At 63.0% G+C, this 17,074-nt stretch carries 14 protein-coding genes; 12 read left to right on the top strand and 2 right to left on the bottom strand.

Annotation, left to right across the window (positions count from 1 at the left end):
- Window positions 1-26 precede the first annotated feature (26 nt).
- The 4 genes from aceF (at window position 27) to CSQ93_RS10795 (ending at window position 5,219) form a co-directional block, all read left to right on the top strand.
- Window positions 27-1,697: a dihydrolipoyllysine-residue acetyltransferase gene (aceF, locus tag CSQ93_RS10805; protein WP_099378037.1), complete on the top strand. Its 1,671-nt coding sequence runs from the start codon at window positions 27-29 to the stop codon at window positions 1,695-1,697.
- A gap of 10 nt (window positions 1,698-1,707) precedes the next feature.
- Window positions 1,708-3,495, top strand: coding sequence for a dihydrolipoyl dehydrogenase (lpdA, locus tag CSQ93_RS10800; RefSeq protein ID WP_099378036.1), 1,788 nt, complete (start codon window positions 1,708-1,710; stop codon window positions 3,493-3,495).
- 114 nt (window positions 3,496-3,609) lie between these two features.
- Window positions 3,610-3,780 (top strand): hypothetical protein, encoded by a 171-nt coding sequence (locus CSQ93_RS28815; protein WP_158301194.1) that lies wholly within the window; start codon window positions 3,610-3,612, stop codon window positions 3,778-3,780.
- Between the two features lie 263 nt (window positions 3,781-4,043).
- The gene (locus tag CSQ93_RS10795; protein ID WP_099378035.1) at window positions 4,044-5,219 is read left to right on the top strand and encodes a hypothetical protein; all 1,176 of its coding nucleotides are present in this window, start codon (window positions 4,044-4,046) and stop codon (window positions 5,217-5,219) included.
- 23 nt (window positions 5,220-5,242) lie between these two features.
- Here CSQ93_RS10795 and CSQ93_RS10790 read toward each other — a convergent pair whose 3' ends face one another.
- A complete protein-coding gene (locus CSQ93_RS10790) occupies window positions 5,243-5,962 on the bottom strand; it encodes a TetR/AcrR family transcriptional regulator (protein ID WP_099378034.1) in 720 nt (239 codons plus the stop codon).
- 144 nt (window positions 5,963-6,106) lie between these two features.
- Here CSQ93_RS10790 and CSQ93_RS10785 point away from each other — a divergent pair, with 144 nt between their 5' ends.
- Genes CSQ93_RS10785 through CSQ93_RS10775 form a run of 3 tightly spaced genes read left to right on the top strand, consistent with a single transcriptional unit; the run spans window position 6,107 to window position 10,455 of the window.
- Window positions 6,107-7,324 (top strand): HlyD family secretion protein, encoded by a 1,218-nt coding sequence (locus CSQ93_RS10785; protein ID WP_099378033.1) that lies wholly within the window; start codon window positions 6,107-6,109, stop codon window positions 7,322-7,324.
- Between the two features lie 6 nt (window positions 7,325-7,330).
- Window positions 7,331-8,929, top strand: coding sequence for a DHA2 family efflux MFS transporter permease subunit (locus CSQ93_RS10780; RefSeq protein ID WP_099378032.1), 1,599 nt, complete (start codon window positions 7,331-7,333; stop codon window positions 8,927-8,929).
- A 50-nt stretch (window positions 8,930-8,979) separates the two neighbouring features.
- The gene (locus tag CSQ93_RS10775) at window positions 8,980-10,455 is read left to right on the top strand and encodes an efflux transporter outer membrane subunit (RefSeq protein WP_099378186.1); all 1,476 of its coding nucleotides are present in this window, start codon (window positions 8,980-8,982) and stop codon (window positions 10,453-10,455) included.
- A 9-nt stretch (window positions 10,456-10,464) separates the two neighbouring features.
- Here CSQ93_RS10775 and CSQ93_RS10770 read toward each other — a convergent pair whose 3' ends face one another.
- Window positions 10,465-11,382, bottom strand: coding sequence for a LysR family transcriptional regulator (locus tag CSQ93_RS10770; protein ID WP_099378031.1), 918 nt, complete (start codon window positions 11,380-11,382; stop codon window positions 10,465-10,467).
- A gap of 112 nt (window positions 11,383-11,494) precedes the next feature.
- Here CSQ93_RS10770 and CSQ93_RS10765 point away from each other — a divergent pair, with 112 nt between their 5' ends.
- The 5 genes from CSQ93_RS10765 (at window position 11,495) to CSQ93_RS10745 (ending at window position 17,041) form a co-directional block, all read left to right on the top strand.
- Complete coding sequence (locus tag CSQ93_RS10765) at window positions 11,495-12,094, top strand: short chain dehydrogenase (RefSeq protein WP_099378030.1); 600 nt, start codon at window positions 11,495-11,497, stop codon at window positions 12,092-12,094.
- A gap of 112 nt (window positions 12,095-12,206) precedes the next feature.
- Window positions 12,207-13,928, top strand: a complete 1,722-nt coding sequence (locus CSQ93_RS10760; protein ID WP_099378029.1) for a dipeptidyl-peptidase 3 family protein — start codon at window positions 12,207-12,209, stop codon at window positions 13,926-13,928.
- 146 nt (window positions 13,929-14,074) lie between these two features.
- Window positions 14,075-14,758 (top strand): hypothetical protein, encoded by a 684-nt coding sequence (locus CSQ93_RS10755; protein WP_099378028.1) that lies wholly within the window; start codon window positions 14,075-14,077, stop codon window positions 14,756-14,758.
- A 104-nt stretch (window positions 14,759-14,862) separates the two neighbouring features.
- Window positions 14,863-15,594, top strand: a complete 732-nt coding sequence (locus tag CSQ93_RS10750; protein WP_099378027.1) for a BON domain-containing protein — start codon at window positions 14,863-14,865, stop codon at window positions 15,592-15,594.
- Window positions 15,595-15,748: 154 nt separating this feature from the next.
- Window positions 15,749-17,041, top strand: a complete 1,293-nt coding sequence (locus tag CSQ93_RS10745; RefSeq protein ID WP_099378026.1) for an MFS transporter — start codon at window positions 15,749-15,751, stop codon at window positions 17,039-17,041.
- Window positions 17,042-17,074 lie beyond the last annotated feature (33 nt).

The following is a 17,074-nucleotide window of genomic DNA, read 5'->3' as shown; positions in this document are numbered from 1 at the left end:
TGACAAATAAAATAACGGAGCAAGCTATGAGCATTGTGGAAGTCAAAGTCCCGGATATCGGCGATTTCAAGGAAGTCGAGATCATTGAACTGATGGTCAAGCCAGGCGATACGGTCAAGGTCGACCAGTCCCTGATCACGGTCGAATCGGACAAGGCCAGCATGGAAATTCCATCGAGCCACGCCGGTGTCGTCAAGGAATTGAAAGTCAACGTGGGCGACAAGATCGCCGAAGGTTCGCTGGTCCTGCTGCTGGAAGTGGCGGACGATGCGTCGGCCTCTGCGCCTGCGCCTGCCGCTGCCGCCCCTGCACCTGCACCTGCTGCTGAAGCTGCACCTGCTGCTGCCGCTCCTGCCGCCGCGCCAGCACCTGCCGCTCCATCCGGCGCGCCGGCCCTGGTCGAAGTGACCGTGCCCGATATCGGCGACTTCAAGGAAGTCGAAGTCATCGAACTGATGGTCAAGGTCGGCGACAGCATCAAGGTCGACCAGTCGCTGCTGACGGTCGAATCGGACAAGGCCAGCATGGAAATTCCATCGAGCCATGCCGGTATCGTCAAGGAATTGAAAGTCAAGGTCGGTGACAAGGTTGCCAAGGGTTCGCTGGTACTGGTCGTGGAAACGACGGGCGGCGCTGCCCCTGCCGCTGCTGCACCAGCCGCCGCGCCAGCGCAAGCTGCCGCCGCGCCAGTGGCCGCCGTCGCTTCGGCGCCGGTGGCTGTCGCAACACCTGCTGCCGCACCAGCTCCTGCCGCAAATGGCAAGCTGGCGCACGCCTCGCCGTCGATCCGCAAGTTCGCGCGCGAACTGGGCGTGGACCTGACCCGCGTGGGCGGTTCCGGTCCGAAGGGCCGCATCACCCAGGAAGACGTGCAGAACTTCGTCAAGGGCGTGATGTCGGGCGCTGTCGCCGCGCCAAATGCGCCGGTCGCCAAGGCCGGTTCGGGCGTGGGCCTGGATCTGCTGCCATGGCCGTCGCTGGACTTCAGCAAATTCGGCACGACCGAATTGCTGCCGCTGTCGCGCATCAAGAAAATCTCGGGTCCTAACCTGCACCGCAACTGGGTCATGATCCCGCACGTCACGCAGTTCGACGAAGCGGACGTGACGGACCTGGAAGCGTTCCGCGTCGACACCAACGCGGCCAATGCGAAGAACAAGGATGCGGCCAAGCTGACCATGCTGGCTTTCGTCATCAAGGCGTCCGTCGCCGCGCTGAAGAAATTCCCCGCGTTTAATGCGTCGCTCGACGCCAAGGGCGAGAACCTGATCCTCAAGCAGTACTACAACATCGGCTTCGCGGCAGACACGCCGAATGGCCTGGTGGTACCCGTGATCAAGGGCGCGGACCAGAAGTCGGTGTCGCAGATCGCCCGCGAAATGACGGAACTGTCGCTGCAGGCACGCGAAGGCAAGCTGAAACCGGCCGACATGCAGGGCGCCAGCTTCACGATTTCGTCCCTGGGCGGCATCGGCGGCACGCACTTCACGCCTATCGTGAATGCGCCGGAAGTCGCGATCCTGGGTCTGTCGAAAGCCTCGATCAAGCCGGTATGGGATGGCAAGGCTTTCCAGCCACGCCTGATGATGGGCACCTCGCTGTCCTACGACCACCGCGTGGTCGATGGCGCGATGGGCGCGCGATTCTCCGTGTACCTCGGCGAAGTCCTGGCCGACATGCGCAAAATTCTGCTGTAAGGAGCGATTGATGAGCACAGTAGAGGTAAAAGTACCGAATATCGGCGATTTCAAGGAAGTCGAAGTCATCGAACTGATGGTCAAGGTCGGCGACACCATCAAGGTGGACCAGTCCCTGATCACGGTCGAATCGGACAAGGCCAGCATGGAGATTCCATCGACCCACGCGGGTGTCGTCAAGGAGTTGAAAGTCAAGGTCGGCGACAAGATCGCCGAAGGCAGCGCATTGCTGGTGGTGGAAGCGTCGGAAGGTGCTGTAGCTCCCGCAGCCGCACCGGCGGCCGCTCCTGCGCCTGCAGCGGCACCGGCTCCTGCAGCGGCGGCACCAGCTGCAGCCGTTGCCGCCATCCCGGTCGGCAATTACAGCGGCCAGGTTGACATCGATGTCGACATGATGGTGTTGGGCGGCGGTCCTGGCGGCTATTCGGCGGCGTTCCGCGCGGCCGACCTGGGCATGTCGACGGTCATCGTCGAGCGCTACGCTACCCTGGGCGGCGTGTGCCTGAACGTGGGCTGCATCCCGTCGAAGGCGCTGCTGCACGTCGCCTCCGTCATCGACGAAACGGCGCACATGTCCAACACCGGCGTGACGTTTGCCAAGCCGACCATCGACATCGACCAGGTACGCAAGTACAAGGAAGGCGTCATCTCGAACATGACGGGTGGCCTGGCCGGCATGGCCAAGGCGCGCAAGACGCAAGTCGTCACGGGCGTGGGCCAATTCCTGTCCGCGAACCACATCGAAGTGACGGCAGGCGACGGCTCGAAAAAAGTCGTGCAGTTCAAGCAAGCCATCATCGCCGCCGGTTCGTCCGTGGTGAAACTGCCCTTCGTGCCGGAAGACCCGCGCATCGTCGATTCGACGGGCGCGCTGGAATTGCGCCAGATCCCGAAACGTATGCTGGTCATCGGCGGCGGCATCATCGGCCTGGAAATGGCGACGGTCTATTCCACGTTTGGTGCGCGCATCGACGTGGTCGAAATGATGGATGGCCTGATGCAGGGCGCGGACCGCGACGCCGTCAAGGTGTGGCAAAAGTTCAACGAGAAGCGCTTCGACAACATCATGACCAAGACCAAGACGGTCGCGGTGGAAGCGCTGCCGGAAGGCATCAAGGTCACGTTCGAAGCGGCCGAAGCGGGTGCCACGGCGCCGGCGCCACAGATCTACGACCTGGTACTCGTCGCCGTGGGCCGCAGCCCGAACGGCAAGAAGCTGGCCGCCGACAAGGCCGGCGTGCAGGTCACGGACCGCGGTTTCATCAACGTCGACAGCCAGATGCGCACCAACGTGCCGAACATCTTCGCCATCGGCGATTTGGTCGGTCAGCCGATGCTGGCGCACAAGGCCGTGCATGAAGCCCACGTGGCCGCGGAAGCGGCTTCCGGCCAGAAGTCGCACTTCGACGTCAAGGTGATTCCATCGGTCGCCTACACGGATCCGGAAGTGGCATGGGCCGGCATTACGGAAGACGAAGCGAAAGCCAAGGGTATCAAGGTCGAGAAGGGCCACTTCCCTTGGGCCGCTTCCGGCCGCGCCGTGGCCAATGGCCGCGCCGAAGGCTTCACCAAGCTGCTGTTCGACGCTGAAACGCACCGCATCATCGGCGGCACCATCGTCGGCACGCATGCAGGCGACATGATCGGTGAAATCGCGCTGGCCATCGAAATGGGCTGCGACGGCACCGACATCGGCAAGACCATCCATCCTCACCCGACCCTGGGTGAGTCGATCGGCATGGCCGCTGAAGTGTACGAAGGCGTGTGCACGGACTTGCCGCCACCGCGCAAGCGTTGATGTTGTAGCGCTGTGTCGTAACACTAAAAACCCCGCAAGCGATTGCGGGGTTTTTTATTATCCAACTACGATTGAAAGCCTTTAGTCGGCCCGCACGCGGGCGACAGGTGAACGATGAAGCGTGAAATCGCACTGGCCATCGAAATGGGCTGCGACGGCACCGACATCGGCAAGACCATCCATCCTCACCCGACCCTGGGTGAGTCGATCGGCAGGTTGGCAAAAGCGCGCCGAAGCAGGCGTGTGCACGGACTTGCCGCCACCGCGCAAGCGTTGATGGCTTAGTCGCACGTTGTAGCACTCAAAAACCCGCAAGCGATTGCGGGTTTTTTTATATCCCTTGATCTCGGCAGCGTAAACCGCAGACAGCCTGTGGCAGATCCGCCTGATGTGAACATTGGTGAGTATTGCCGTGTGGAAAAAGTGGCAGAATGGAGGTCTGTCACCATGTTCTTCTTTTTGCTTCAATGGAAGCGTGTGATTTTTCCAGGAATGTTGCCAGCGTGGGGTTCGGTCAAATTCCGCTGTACTGAAAGAGTTTTGCAACAATGAAAAAATTTACCGCCCTTCATATTGCCGATGTCCGTTTGCGCCGGGCCGATGAGCAAGAGCAAGCCGTGATGCTGCATGCCTTGTACCAGGATGTGGCCGCCATCCTGGCGGCGGGCAAGAAGATCGATGCGATTTTCTTCACGGGCCAGCTGGTCGCGCTGGACGCCTGTGCCGGCACGACGCCCGTGTATGTCTACGAATACTTCCTGCGCCCCTTGCTGCAGGCGGCCAGCTTGCCCGGCGCGCGCTTCTACCTGGTGCCGGGCAGCCGCGCGCAGGGTGTCGCGGCGGCGGCGCTGGGCAATGCCGGCTTCAGTTTTTTCTCCGCCGACGAGCACGCCAGTGCCGAGCAGCGTGCACACTACAAGAATATCCACGCCGTGTTCCATGGCCACCAGCATACGGGCGATGCCAGTTCGCTGATGAAATCGCTGGGCATCCTGTTCAAGAGCAATCCCGGCAGCCTGTACGGTGAGCATGGCCAGATGGCGGCGTTCGCCGTGCTCGAGTTTGGCGCGGACGCGGTCGCCACCGATGGCGGCGCGGCAGGTTCGCAGTGGACGGTGTCCCTGCGTGAGTTCGATGACGTGAGCAAGAACTTCGCCCTGTCGGTACTGTACACGCCGAATGGCCAGGAAACGGGGCAGATGGATGCCGAGTATGTATTTGCCACCTTGTTGCCGCAGCTGGCAGGCGAGCGCGCCTATCTCGATGGCTTGCTGGGCAAGGCGGGCGCGCCGCAGCGCGTGGGTGCCGGCGAGGCAGCCGATGCGCGCGAATTCCTGATGGAGCTGGCGTTCGTGATGTTCGAAGCCAAGACCGTCTTCCTCAGCGCGGCGGAGCTCGAACGCTTTGCCAGCGACTATTGTGGCGTGAAGGGCTGGAACATGACGGCCGGGGATTGGCTGGCGCCGTTGTATGCGCATGGCTTGCTGCTGGGGGCCGATGGTCAGGTGGCGTTTTCCTTCGATTACTTCCGCACGTATTTCCTGGCGCAGCGCTTTGAAACCTCGTTCGACCTGATGCGTTATGGCCCGGACCGTTACGATGGAAGTGAGTATTCACTCAGTCTCGATGGCGCGTCGGCGGCCCAGCCTTTTCTGCGCGCGCTGGGCTTGAGCGATGAACACGCCGACGCGGCGGTGCCGGAAGGCTGCAGCCGTCCTGGCTGATCTCTCCGCCCAGCCGTCCCGCGTCAGTCCGCGAGCGGCTGGCGCAAGGTGCCGTGCAGGAACAGGTCGAGACTGATCGCCACCTTGGCGCGCAATTGCGCCACGTCCGGTTGCGCCTGTGGTGGAAACAGCAGGCGCGACATCTGGTCGCCCAACAGGCAATTGAGCAGGTGCAGCGCCAGGATGGATGGCGTCAATTCCTCGCGAAACAGGGGCGCGATGTCGGGGCGGCTGAAAAACTTGGTCAGCATCTCGCGCGTCTGTCCCGGTCCCACCTTGTAAAACGTTTCCGCCAGTTCCGGATGCGTGGCCGCTTCGGCCACGACCATGCGATTGAGGCGAATCGCCGCCGGCATGGTGACGAGCTGCACGAACAGCAGGCCGAACTCGCCGAGGATGGCGGGCAGGGGGCGCATATCCGTTTCCAGCGCCGGCATGGTCGAGAAGTAAGAGGCGCGGCGCAATTCCACCACGGCATTGAACAAGCCCGACTTGCCGCCAAACTTCACATAAATCGTGCGCACGGCCACATGGGCTTCGCGGGCGATCATTTCCAGACTCACCTTCCCATATCCCTTTTCCAGAAACAGGCAGCCGGCCGTGTGCAGCAGGTTTTCCATGCGCGCTTCCATGTCGGCCGCGCGTGGACGGCCGGCAGGCTTGCCGCAGCAGGAAAGGTCCTGGGCGGCGGCGTCGGATTCTTTATCGGTTGGCAAGGTATCGCTGAGGCCGGGATCGGACATGGTCTGGGTCTCTTTATAAGGTGGAAGGTAAGTGATGGCTCACACTGTAGTGCAAATTAAAATGAAATGCAATCGTTTCATTTCTTGACTTTGGCTTTTCTTTGCCCAATAATGAACCTACATCATTTCATTTCCGGAGCGAGTATGTCCAACCAGCCAGGCCAAGCAGAGCACAAGGTGCTGAGCGCCGTCCCACCCGCGGCCCCGGCCGCCCCTTCCGCGCCTGCCGCTGCCGCCAGCTCCGCAGCACCACCAAATAACCGCGTGAAAATCATCGCCGGCCTGATCGTCCTGGTTGCCCTGGGTGCCGGTGCCCGCATGTGGTACCGCAGCCACTATTTCGTGGAAACGGAAAACGCCTACGTGGCCGGCCACGTGCACCCTGTTTCGGCGCGCATTTCCGGCGTCGTCACCAAGGTTTTCATCGACGACAATCAAATCGTGAAAGAGGGCGACGTGATCGCCGAACTCGACCCGTTCGACCAGCGCGTGAAAACCGAACAGATCGCCGCGCAGATCGCCAGCGCCGAGCAGCAAGTGCTGCAGGCCGATGCGCAGATCGCCCAAGTGCAGGCGCAAGCCAGTGGCGCCCAGGCGCAAGTGGCGCAAGCGGACGCGCAATTGCTGCGCGCGAAACAGGATGCCGAGCGCTATGGCCAGCTGTACACGAGTCAGATGAAAGCCGTCTCGAAAGCGGAACTCGATGCGGCCAATGCGGCACGCTCGAGCGCCGTGGCTGATCTGGCCGCCCGCCGCGACAGCGCTTCCGCCGCCAAGGCACAGATCGGTGCCGCGCAAGCTGCGCGCGACGTGGCCAAGGCGCAAGTGGCCGTGCTGCGCGTGCAATTGAAGGACGCGGAACAGCAGCTGCAATACAACCGCATCCTGGCCCCCGTCGCCGGCCGCATCGGCAAGCGCAACGTGGAAACGGGCATGCGCGTGCAGCCTGGCCAGCAATTGACGGCCATCGTGCAGGACAACGTCTGGGTCACCGCCAACTTCAAGGAAACGCAGCTGGCTGACCTGCACCGCGGCCAAAGCGTGCACGTGAGCATTGACGCCATGCCGGGCAAGAAACTGGTGGGTACCGTGGACAGCTTCGCCCCTGCCTCGGGCGCGCAATTCGCGCTGCTGCCGGCCGATAACGCCACCGGCAACTTCACCAAGATCGTCCAGCGCGTGCCCGTGAAAATCGTCTTCCAGCCGGAAGACATCAAGGCCATGAATGGCCGCCTGGTGCCGGGCATGTCAGTGATCGCCGAAGTGGAAGTGAACCAGCCCGCATCGGCCCAGGACAAGGCCGAGGCCGCGCGCCACGCCGCCGCGCCAGCTGCTCCCGTCGCCCAGACCACCACGCGCTAAGCTTCCATGAGCAGCCCCTCCACCACGCTGGCGAAGCCGCCAGCGTTTCCCGTGATCGACGAGAAAGTCTCCGGGCGCACCTGGCTGGCGGTCGCCGCCGGCATGCTGGGCGCCTTCATGGCGGTGCTCGACATCCAGATCACGAACTCATCGCTCAAGGATATCCTTGGCTCGCTGTCGGCCACCCAGGAAGAGGGCTCGTGGATTTCCACGGCCTACCTGGTCGCCGAAATTATCGTCATTCCCCTCACCGCGCTGCTGGCGCGCGTGTTCGGACTGCGCACCTACATGATCGGCACCACTGCTTTCTTCCTGCTGTTCTCCACCCTGTGCGGCGCGGCCTGGAACCTGGAAAGCATGATCGTCTTCCGTATGCTGCAGGGCTTCACCGGCGGCGCCCTGATCCCGATGGCGTTCACCCTGGTGATGCTCAAGCTGCCGCCATCGAAGCGGGCCGTCGGCATGGCCATCTTTGGCTTGACGGCCACCCTGGCGCCGGCCATGGGTCCGACCCTGGGCGGCTACCTCTCCGAGCTGTATGGCTGGCCATCGATCTTCTACATCAACTGGGTGCCGGGCGTGCTGCTGATCGCCGGCATGATCTATGGCCTGGACAAGGAGCCGATGCAGCTCAAATTGTTCTGGAAAGCAGACTGGCTGGGCATCTTCTTCATGGCCCTGGGCCTTGGTTGCCTGACCATCTTCCTGGAAGAGGGCAACTCGAAGGACTGGTTCGACTCGGGCTTCATCATCGCCTTTGCCGCGCTGGCTCTGACGGGCATCCTGGGCTGGGTCGTCACCAGCGCCACGCGCGCCGAGCCGTTCGTCAACCTGGGTCTGTATGGCCAGCGCAATTTTCTCGTCGCCACGGTGCTGTCGGCCGTGACGGGCATGGGCCTGTATGGCTCGGCCTTTTTGCTGCCCCTGTTCCTGGGCCAGATCGCCGGCTATTCGCCGATGCAGATCGGTGAAGTCATCATGTGGGTGGGCTTGCCGCAGCTGTTCATCATGCCCTTCGTCGCCAAGCTGTCGTCCGTGGTGGATAACCGCATCCTGTGTTCGATCGGCCTCTTGCTGTTTGGCGGCTCGTGCATGATGAATGCCTACATGGACGCTTCCACCGGCTACGACCAGCTGCTGTGGTCGCAGGTGGTGCGCGCGCTGGGCCAGCCCTTCGTCATGCTGACCCTGTCGAACTTCGCCATGAAGGGCATCGCGCCGAAAGACATGGCGTCCGCTTCGAGCCTGTTCAACATGACGCGCAACCTGGGCGGCTCGATCGGCATCGCCCTGCTGGCCACGGCCCTGAGCACGCGCGAGCACTTCCACTCGCAGCGCCTGGGCGAAGCGATCAATGCGTATTCGAGCGCCACGCAACTGCGCATCGACCAGCTGACGTCATCGTTCATGGCCAAGGGCTATGACGCCGTCACGGCCGGCAACCAGGCCTTGCAGGCGATCGACGGCATCGTGCGCCGCGAAGCGTATGTGATGGCCTATAACGACGGCTTCTTCCTCGTCGGCGCCATCCTGCTGGCCTGCATCGTGCCCCTGTGGCTGGCCGACAAACTCAAAGCTCCCGGTGGCGGTGGCGGCGGTCATTGACCGCGCACAGTCCGTACGTGCAGCACCTCAAGAACAAGAAGGTACACATCATGCAAACAGTATTGACGAAAATCGCGCTGGCCGCTTCCCTTGCCGTGGCGCTGTCCGCCTGCGGCACCGTGGGCCAGGATTTCACCGCCCCGGCGAACGTCGCCGGCAGCGACACCTTCCGCCATGGCGCCAGTGCGGCGGACGCCGCGCAGCTGCCGAAGGAATGGTGGAGCATCTACGGCGACGCCACCCTGAACCGCCTCGAACAGAGCGCGCTGCAGGACAACCCCGGAGTCAAAGCGGCCGGCGAGCGCCTGCTGCAGGCGCTGGCGCAAAGCGGCATGGCGCGCGCCAACCAGGGGCCGAGCGTGAACGTCAGCACGGGTATCTCGAACTCGCGCACCTCGGCCAACACCTCGCAGGGCCTGGCCCTGGGCAACCGCTCCATCAGCGGCAACAATTTTTCCGTGGGCGGCACGCTGTCGTATGAAGTCGACTTGCTGGGTCGTGTAAAACGCATGGTCGAAGCGGCCGATTCGCAGGCGCTGGCGGCGCAGGCCGACCGCGACGGCGTGCTGCTGATGCTGTCGGCGCAAGTGGCCAGCAATTACTGGCAGCTGCGCGGCCTCGATGCGGAAATGGCGATCCTGAATGGTGCGCTCGATACGCGCCGCGAATCGGCCCAGCTGGTCGAGGCGCGCTTCAACGCGGGCTTGACGAATGAGCTGGACCTGGCGCGCGCGAAAGTCGAACTGTCGAACGCGCAGGCCGACCTGCATGAAGTCAAGCGCCAGCGCAACCAGCTGGAAAACAGCCTGGCCACCCTGACGGGCAAGCCGCCGTCGGCGCTGCAATTGCCGGTAGCGGCCGATCCCTCCGCCTTGCCGCTGCCGCCAGGTATCCCCGTCGGCCTGCCCGCCAGCCTGCTGGCGCACCGTCCGGACCTGGTCTCCAGCGTGGCGGGCCTGCGCGCGGCGAATGCGCAAGTGGGCGTGGCTGAAGGCGCGTTTTATCCGACGCTGCAATTGACGGGCAATTTCGGCTACGCCTCGGAAAAGCTGCGCGACCTGGCGCAGGGCGGTTCGCGCCAGTTCAGCTTTGGTCCGCTGGCCCTGTCCTTGCCGATCTTCGACGGCGGCCGCAACCAGGCCAACCTGGATTTGAGCAAGGCGCGCTATGCGGAAGCCGTGGCGAACCATGAAACCAAGCTGCTGACGGCCTTGCGCGAAGTGGAAGATGCGCTGTCCGACGTGGAGCAGCGCCAGTTGCAGGGCGACGCGCAAGCCTTGTCGCAGGCAGCGGCGGCGCGCGCCTACCTGGTGGCGCGCACGCGCTACGAGCGCGGCATCTCGACCTACCTGGACGTGACGGATGCGCAGCGCAGTTCCCTGGCGGCGGACCGCGCCGCCGCGCAGATCAAGACCCAGCGCCTGCTGGCCACCGTTGCCGTGGCCCGTTCTTTAGGTGCCGGCTGGCAGCCGGACGGCGAGTTGGCCAAGCTGGCTTCCGCGCCATCGACCGTCAAGTCGAACTAAGTACGACGATTACGTGAGCGTGGCCGGCGGCGGTGTCGCCGCCGGCCCGTAGCGTTCCAGCAGAAAATCGATGAAGGTCGTCAGCTTCGGCGTGGGCTGGCGGTCGCGCGCATACACGAGGTGCATGGGGCGCGGCGCCGGCACGTAGTCGGCCAGCAGCGGCACCAGCGTGCCGGCGGCGATATCGCTGGCCATCAGGATCTCCGCCTGCATGACGATGCCGAAGCCGTGCAAGGCCGCCACGCGCAGCGCCTGCCCATTGTTCGAGCGGAAGCGGCTCTCGCGCACGGGGCTGCCATCGTCATCGCCGCTCCTGGCCAGGCGCCAGCGCACATGGCGCGTCCACTGCATGAAATCGAGGCATTCGTGGCGCGCCAGGTCGGCCGGCGTGCGCGGCGTGCCGTGTCTGGCCAGGTAGGCGGGCGCGGCGCAGATGACCATCGCATACGGCCGCAGCGCGCGCGCCACCATGCCGGAGTCTTCCAGCTTGCCGATGCGGATGGCCGCATCAAACCCTTCCTCCACCAGGTCCACCGTCCTGTCGTTCAGGTTCAATTCCAGGCTCACTTCCGGATAGGCATCGAGGTAGTCGGCCAGCAGCGGCGCGATGCATTCGCTGCCGAAGGACACGGGCGCCGTGATCTTCAGCTTGCCGCGCGGCGCCGTGCGCATAGCTTCCGCGCCCCGTTCGGCCGCATGGATGCTGGCGAGGATCTGGCGGCACTGTTCCACATACTGCTGGCCGATTTCCGTCAGGCTTTGCCGGCGCGTCGTGCGCGCCAGCAGCCGCGCGCCCAGCCGCTCTTCCAGGTATTTGATGTGCTTGCCCACCATCACGGGCGAAATCTGGAACGTCTCGGCGGCGGACGTGAAACTGCCCGCATCGACGACGGCGACAAAGATCTCCATGCTGCGCAATTTATCCATGGCACCTTGATTGCAAACTCTGAGTTGGTAATCTTGTAAATTCTAGCGTATTTATTCCTTTTTGTAAGCGGCGCATACTGGCTTCATCGTTCAACCCATACAAGGAAGCATCATGAAAATCGTCATCATTGGCGCCAGCGGCACCATCGGCAAGGCCGTCACCGCACAACTGGCGCAACGCCATGAAATCATCGAAGTGGGCAGCCGCAGCGGCACGCACCAGGCCGACATGGGCGACATCGCGCAAGTGCGCGCCCTGTTCAAGCGCATCGGCAAGGTCGACGCCGTCGTCGTCACGGCCGGCAAGCTGCATTTCGGCCCCCTGGCCGATTTCACGCCCGAGCAATTCCAGCTGGGCCTGGAAAGCAAGCTGATGGGCCAGGTCAACGTGGCGCTGGTGGCGCAGGAATACCTGAATGACGGCGGCTCGATCACCCTCACCAGCGGCATCGTGGCCGACCAGCCTATCCGCTTTGGCACGGCTGCCACCATGACCAACGCGGCCGTGGAAGGTTTTGCAAGGGGCGCCGCCATCGAGTTGCAGCGCGGCGTGCGCATCAATGTCGTCAGCCCCACGGTGCTGGAAGAATCGCTGGAGGCATATGGCCCGTTCTTCTACGGCTTCGAACCGGCCGCCGCCAGCAGAGTGGCGCTCGCTTACAGCCGCAGCGTGGAAGGGGCGCAGACGGGGCAGGTGTACAAGGTCTGGTAAGTCGCTTGCCATGCCATGGGGGCAGGTGGGACAATCGCAGGCTGAACAAGGAAGCGGACGCGCAGTAACAGCGCGGGGCGCTTTCTTGCTGTGAACCATACACCGAGGCCCCATGAAAAACATCCTGATTCCCCTGCTGATGGCCGCCGCCGTCGGCAGCGCTTGCGCCGCAACGCCAGCCGCCCCCGCTACGGCGCAACAATTGACCAGCATGAGCGCCCGCTATGCGCCCGTCGCGCTGACTGCCGATGTCACGCACCTGTCTGCGGGCGACCGCCAGGCCATCGCCAAGCTGGTCGAAGCGGCCAAACTGGTCGACGTGCTGCAGCTGCGCCAGCGCTGGTCCGGCAACGAAGCCCTGTGGGCGGCCCTGAAGAAAGACAAGTCGGCCCTGGGTCAGGCCCGTTTGAACTATTTCTGGATCAACAAGGGGCCATGGTCGGTGCTTGACGCCCACGCCTCGTTCATGCCGGCCAGCTATGCCGGCATCGCCATTCCCGCGCACAAGCCGGAAGCGGGCAATTTCTATCCGCAGGGCGCCACCAAGGCCAGCCTGGAAACGTGGATGAATGGCTTGCCGGCGGACGACAAGCAGCAGGCGCAATGGTTCTTTACGACGATTCGCGCGGGCAAGGATGGCAAATACCAGACCGTCAAGTATTCGGATGAATACAAGGTGGAGCTGAAGCAACTGGCCAAGCTGCTCGACGAAGCGGCCGCCGCCACGGACAACGCCTCGCTGAAGAAATTTTTGACCTTGCGCGCCAAGGCTTTCCTCGACAATGACTACCTGCCGTCCGACTTCGCCTGGATGGATCTCGATTCGCCCGTCGACATCACCATCGGCCCGTATGAAACGTACAACGACGAGCTGTTCGGCTACAAGGCCGCGTTCGAGGCCTACGTGAACATCCGTGACCAGGCGGAGACGCAAAAGCTGAACTTCTTTGCCAAGCACATGCAGGAACTGGAAGACAACTTGCCGCTCGACGCCCAGTACCGCAACCCGAAAGTGGGCGCGCTGGCGCCGATGGTGGTGGTCAACCAGGTGTATGGCGCCGGCGATGGCAACATGGCCGTGCAGACGGCCGCCTACAACCTGCCGAACGACGAGCGCATCATCAGCGCGCGCGGCTCCAAGCGCGTGATGCTGAAAAACGTGCAGGAAGCCAAGTTCAAGGCCACCCTGACGCCGATCTCGAAACTGGTGCTCACGCCCGAAGCGCAGCAGGACGTGGACTTCAATTCCTTCTTCACGCACATCCTCGCGCATGAAATCATGCACGGCCTGGGCCCGCATGCGACTGTTGTCGACGACAAGCCTTCGACGCCGCGCCAGGACTTGAAGGAAGCCTACTCGACCATCGAGGAAGCCAAGGCCGACATCACGGGCCTGTTCGCGCTGCGCTACATGATGGACAAGGGGCAACTGAACGATACCCTGGGCCAGGGCGACGTGGCCGAGCGCAAGCTGTACAACACTTTCCTCGCTTCCGGTTTCCGCACCCTGCATTTCGGCCTGACGGATTCGCACGCGCGCGGCATGGCCATCCAGATGAATTACATCCTCGACAAGGGTGGTTTTGTCTCGCTGGGCGATGGCAGGTTCGGCGTTGATTTTACGAAGATCAAACAGGCCGTGATCGACCTGGACCGTGAATTCTTGACCATCGAGGCGACGGGCGACTATGCGCGCGCGAAAGACCTGATGACCAAATACGTGGTGATCCGCCCTGAAGTGCAAGTGGCGCTCGACAAGATGAAGGCCGTACCGAACGATATCCGCCCGGAATTCGTCACGGCCCGCGCGCTGGACAAGGCGGCGAAGAAATAGACCCGAGCCTGACTACAGTCTGAAAAGCCGGCGCCTGCGCCGGTTTTTTTTCGTCTTTATTTGGGAAAAGTTGCCAGTTTTTCCTTGTGGAAATATCCTCGCCGCTTACTCTGCAATGGTGGCTTTCCTTTCTTCCCGTTGATCCCATGTTGAAACTGTTCTCGCTGTTGAGTTTGCTTATTGCCGTGCCTGCCATTGCGCAGGCCCAGCTCACCGATCTGGAAACCCGCTGGCTGCAGGCGGGCCAAGCCGTCATCGCATTTGCGCGTGGGCAAGGTTTGCCCATCGACATCATCGTGCAGCCGCAGCAGGCGCCCGGCGCCGTGCCGCTGGCGCTGGGCTACGCAGCAGGGCGCTGCAAGCTGGTGCTGTCCTTGCGCGGCAATGCGCAGGCGGACAGCATCTTGCGGGGTGTGCCATTGGCGCGTCACGGTGTCATGATCGAAGCGATGACGGCGCATGAGATTGGCCACTGCCAGCGCTATGCGCAGGGCGACTGGCATGCCTTGCCACGCGGCTTTGTCGAGCCGCGCAGCAGGCAGCAGGGTAAATTGACACCGTTGGCACAGGAGCTGCGCGAGACGCGCCGGGAAGAGGGTTATGCGGACCTGGTAGCCCTGGCCTGGATACATGGACGTCACCCCGGGCAGTACCAGGAGGTGCTGGCCTGGATGCGCGGCGTGCGCGCGGCTGGCGAGGTTGCAAGCGGTTCGCACGCCACGCAGGCCTGGCTGGCGCTGGCCGATGGCGCTGATGCATTTGATGAGTCCGCTTCACCATTTGAACAGGCGCAAGTATTGTGGCGGAAGGGCTTGAGCGGCGACAAATAAACGCTGATTATTATGCGAATGGCCTGTCAGCGTGTGCTGTCGCACGGAGCTTTGCGCGCGGCAGGGGTCTAATCTGGGCATCAACTAACCAGAGAGGAACCATCATGAACAAAATGATCGCACTCATGCTGGCCGCCAGTGCCAGCGCCCTGCTTGCCGCCACGCCCGCGTATGCGCAGGATGCCTCATACAAGAGTTTGACGGACAAGGCATCCAGTGATTACAAACAGGCCAAGACCGCCTGCGATAGCCACAGCGGCAACGCGAAAAAAGTCTGCGTGGAAGAAGCCAAGGTGGCGCGCGCCAAGGCCGATTCGGACGCCGTGGCCCAGTACCGCAACACGCCGCGGGAACTGGGCAAGGCCCGCAAGGACGTCGCCAATGCCGAGTATGACCTGGCCAAGGCCAAGTGCGGCGACCGCACGGGCGCCGACAAAACCACATGCATGAACGATGCCAAGGCGGCGAAAACGGCTGCGCTGGCCGATGCCAACACGGGCGCCCGGGCCGGCACCAATGTGGCGCAAAATCCGCCCGCCACGACGAAGGAAAACTGCGACGCCATGGATGCGACGGCCAAGGCCGCCTGCGTGACGCGCAATGCGGCCGGCAGCACCAAGGTGGCAGTGGAAGACTCCGTCATCACCACCAAGATCAAGGCGGATCTCGTCAAGGACAGTGACTTGAAAGCGCTTGATGTGCACGTGGAAACGGTGAACGGCGTCGTCATGCTCAGCGGCTTCGTGCCTTCCCAGGCGCAAGTGAAAAAAGCTGCCGACCTGGCCCGTGGTGTGGAAGGCGTGACGGACGTGAAGAATGGCTTGAAGGTGAAATAAGTACATTTTGCATCGGCATTCAAGCCAGGACTGGAGCGGCAAGTAACAGTGTCGCTCCAGTTTTTTGATTGTATAAATTACGATCATAATATAACATGAGAAAAATCCCGCCCGCTGGTGCTGGCCGGTATCCACTTTTTCTCATGAGGACTGCATGCTTTCCTATCCTTTTTCGCAATGGCTGGAGCGGCGCGGCATCCACTTTGCCTGGGTCATCGTTGCCATCACGTTCCTCACAGCATTAACCTCGTCCGCCGCGCTGGGCTTGCCGGGTGCGCTGATGCAGCCCCTGAGCCGCGAATTCGGATGGGATGCCGAGCAGATTTCCTCGGCCCTGGCCGTGCGCTTCGTGCTGTTTGGCCTGATGGGGCCGTTTGCCGCCATCCTGATGGAACGCTTCGGCTTGCGCAATGTCATCTGCGTGGCGCTGGGCCTGATCGCTGCCGGCATGCTGCTGGCCACGCGCATGACGCAGTTCTGGCACCTGGTGGCCCTGTGGGGCATCCTGCTGGGTCTCGGTTCGGGCATGACGGCGCTGGTCTTGAGCGCCGTGGTGGCAAACCGCTGGTTCGAGACGCACCGTGGCCTGGTGGTGGGCGTGCTGACGGCCAGCTCGGCCACGGGCCAGCTGCTGTTCCTGCCCGTGGGCGCCTGGCTGATCGAGCACTACGGCTGGCGTACGGCCGTCATGCCCGTGTTTGCCGCCTGCGCCATCGTCGCCGTGCTGGCCTTCCTGTGCATGCGCAACCGTCCCCAGGAGGTGGCCTTGCGTCCGTATGGCGCCGACCCGGCCACGCCGCTGGTGGCGCCGCCTGCGGCAAAGATGACGTTTGCCACGCCGTTCGTGATTTTGCGCAGCGTGGCGGCGAACCGTACCTTCTGGATACTGTTCGGCACCTTTTTCATCTGCGGCCTCAGCACCAACGGCCTGATCCAGACGCATTTCATTTCCCTGTGCGGCGACTCGGGCCTGTCCGCCGTGCCGGCCGCGTCCGTGCTGGCCATGATGGGCGCGTTCGACCTGTTCGGCACGATCTTGTCCGGCTGGCTGTCGGACCGCTATGACAACCGCAAACTGCTGTTCTGGTATTACGGCTTGCGGGGTCTCTCTCTGTTCTGGCTGCCGTATTCGGAATTCACCCTGTACGGCCTGTCGCTGTTCGCCATGTTTTACGGCCTGGACTGGATAGCCACCGTGCCGCCCACCGTGAAACTGGTGGGGGCCACGTTCGGGCGGGAGCGGGCGGGCATGGTGTTCGGCTGGATCTTTGCCGGCCACCAGCTGGGCGCCGCCGTGGCCGCATATGGGGCGGGCCGCATCCGCACCCTGATGCTGACCTACAACCCGGCCCTGTTCGCAGCCGGCGCCGCCTGCCTCGTCGCCGCGCTGATGGTGTTGGCGATCCAGCGCCAGAAAGCGGCCGTAGCCGCTGTTCAGCCGGCATGAAAAAAGCCAGGCCCGCGTGAGCGGAGCCTGGCT

The organism is Janthinobacterium sp. BJB426 (genome assembly GCF_002735705.1).
Taxonomy (GTDB): Bacteria; Pseudomonadota; Gammaproteobacteria; order Burkholderiales; family Burkholderiaceae_D; genus Janthinobacterium.
This window is presented reverse-complemented; position numbering and strand designations above follow the sequence as displayed.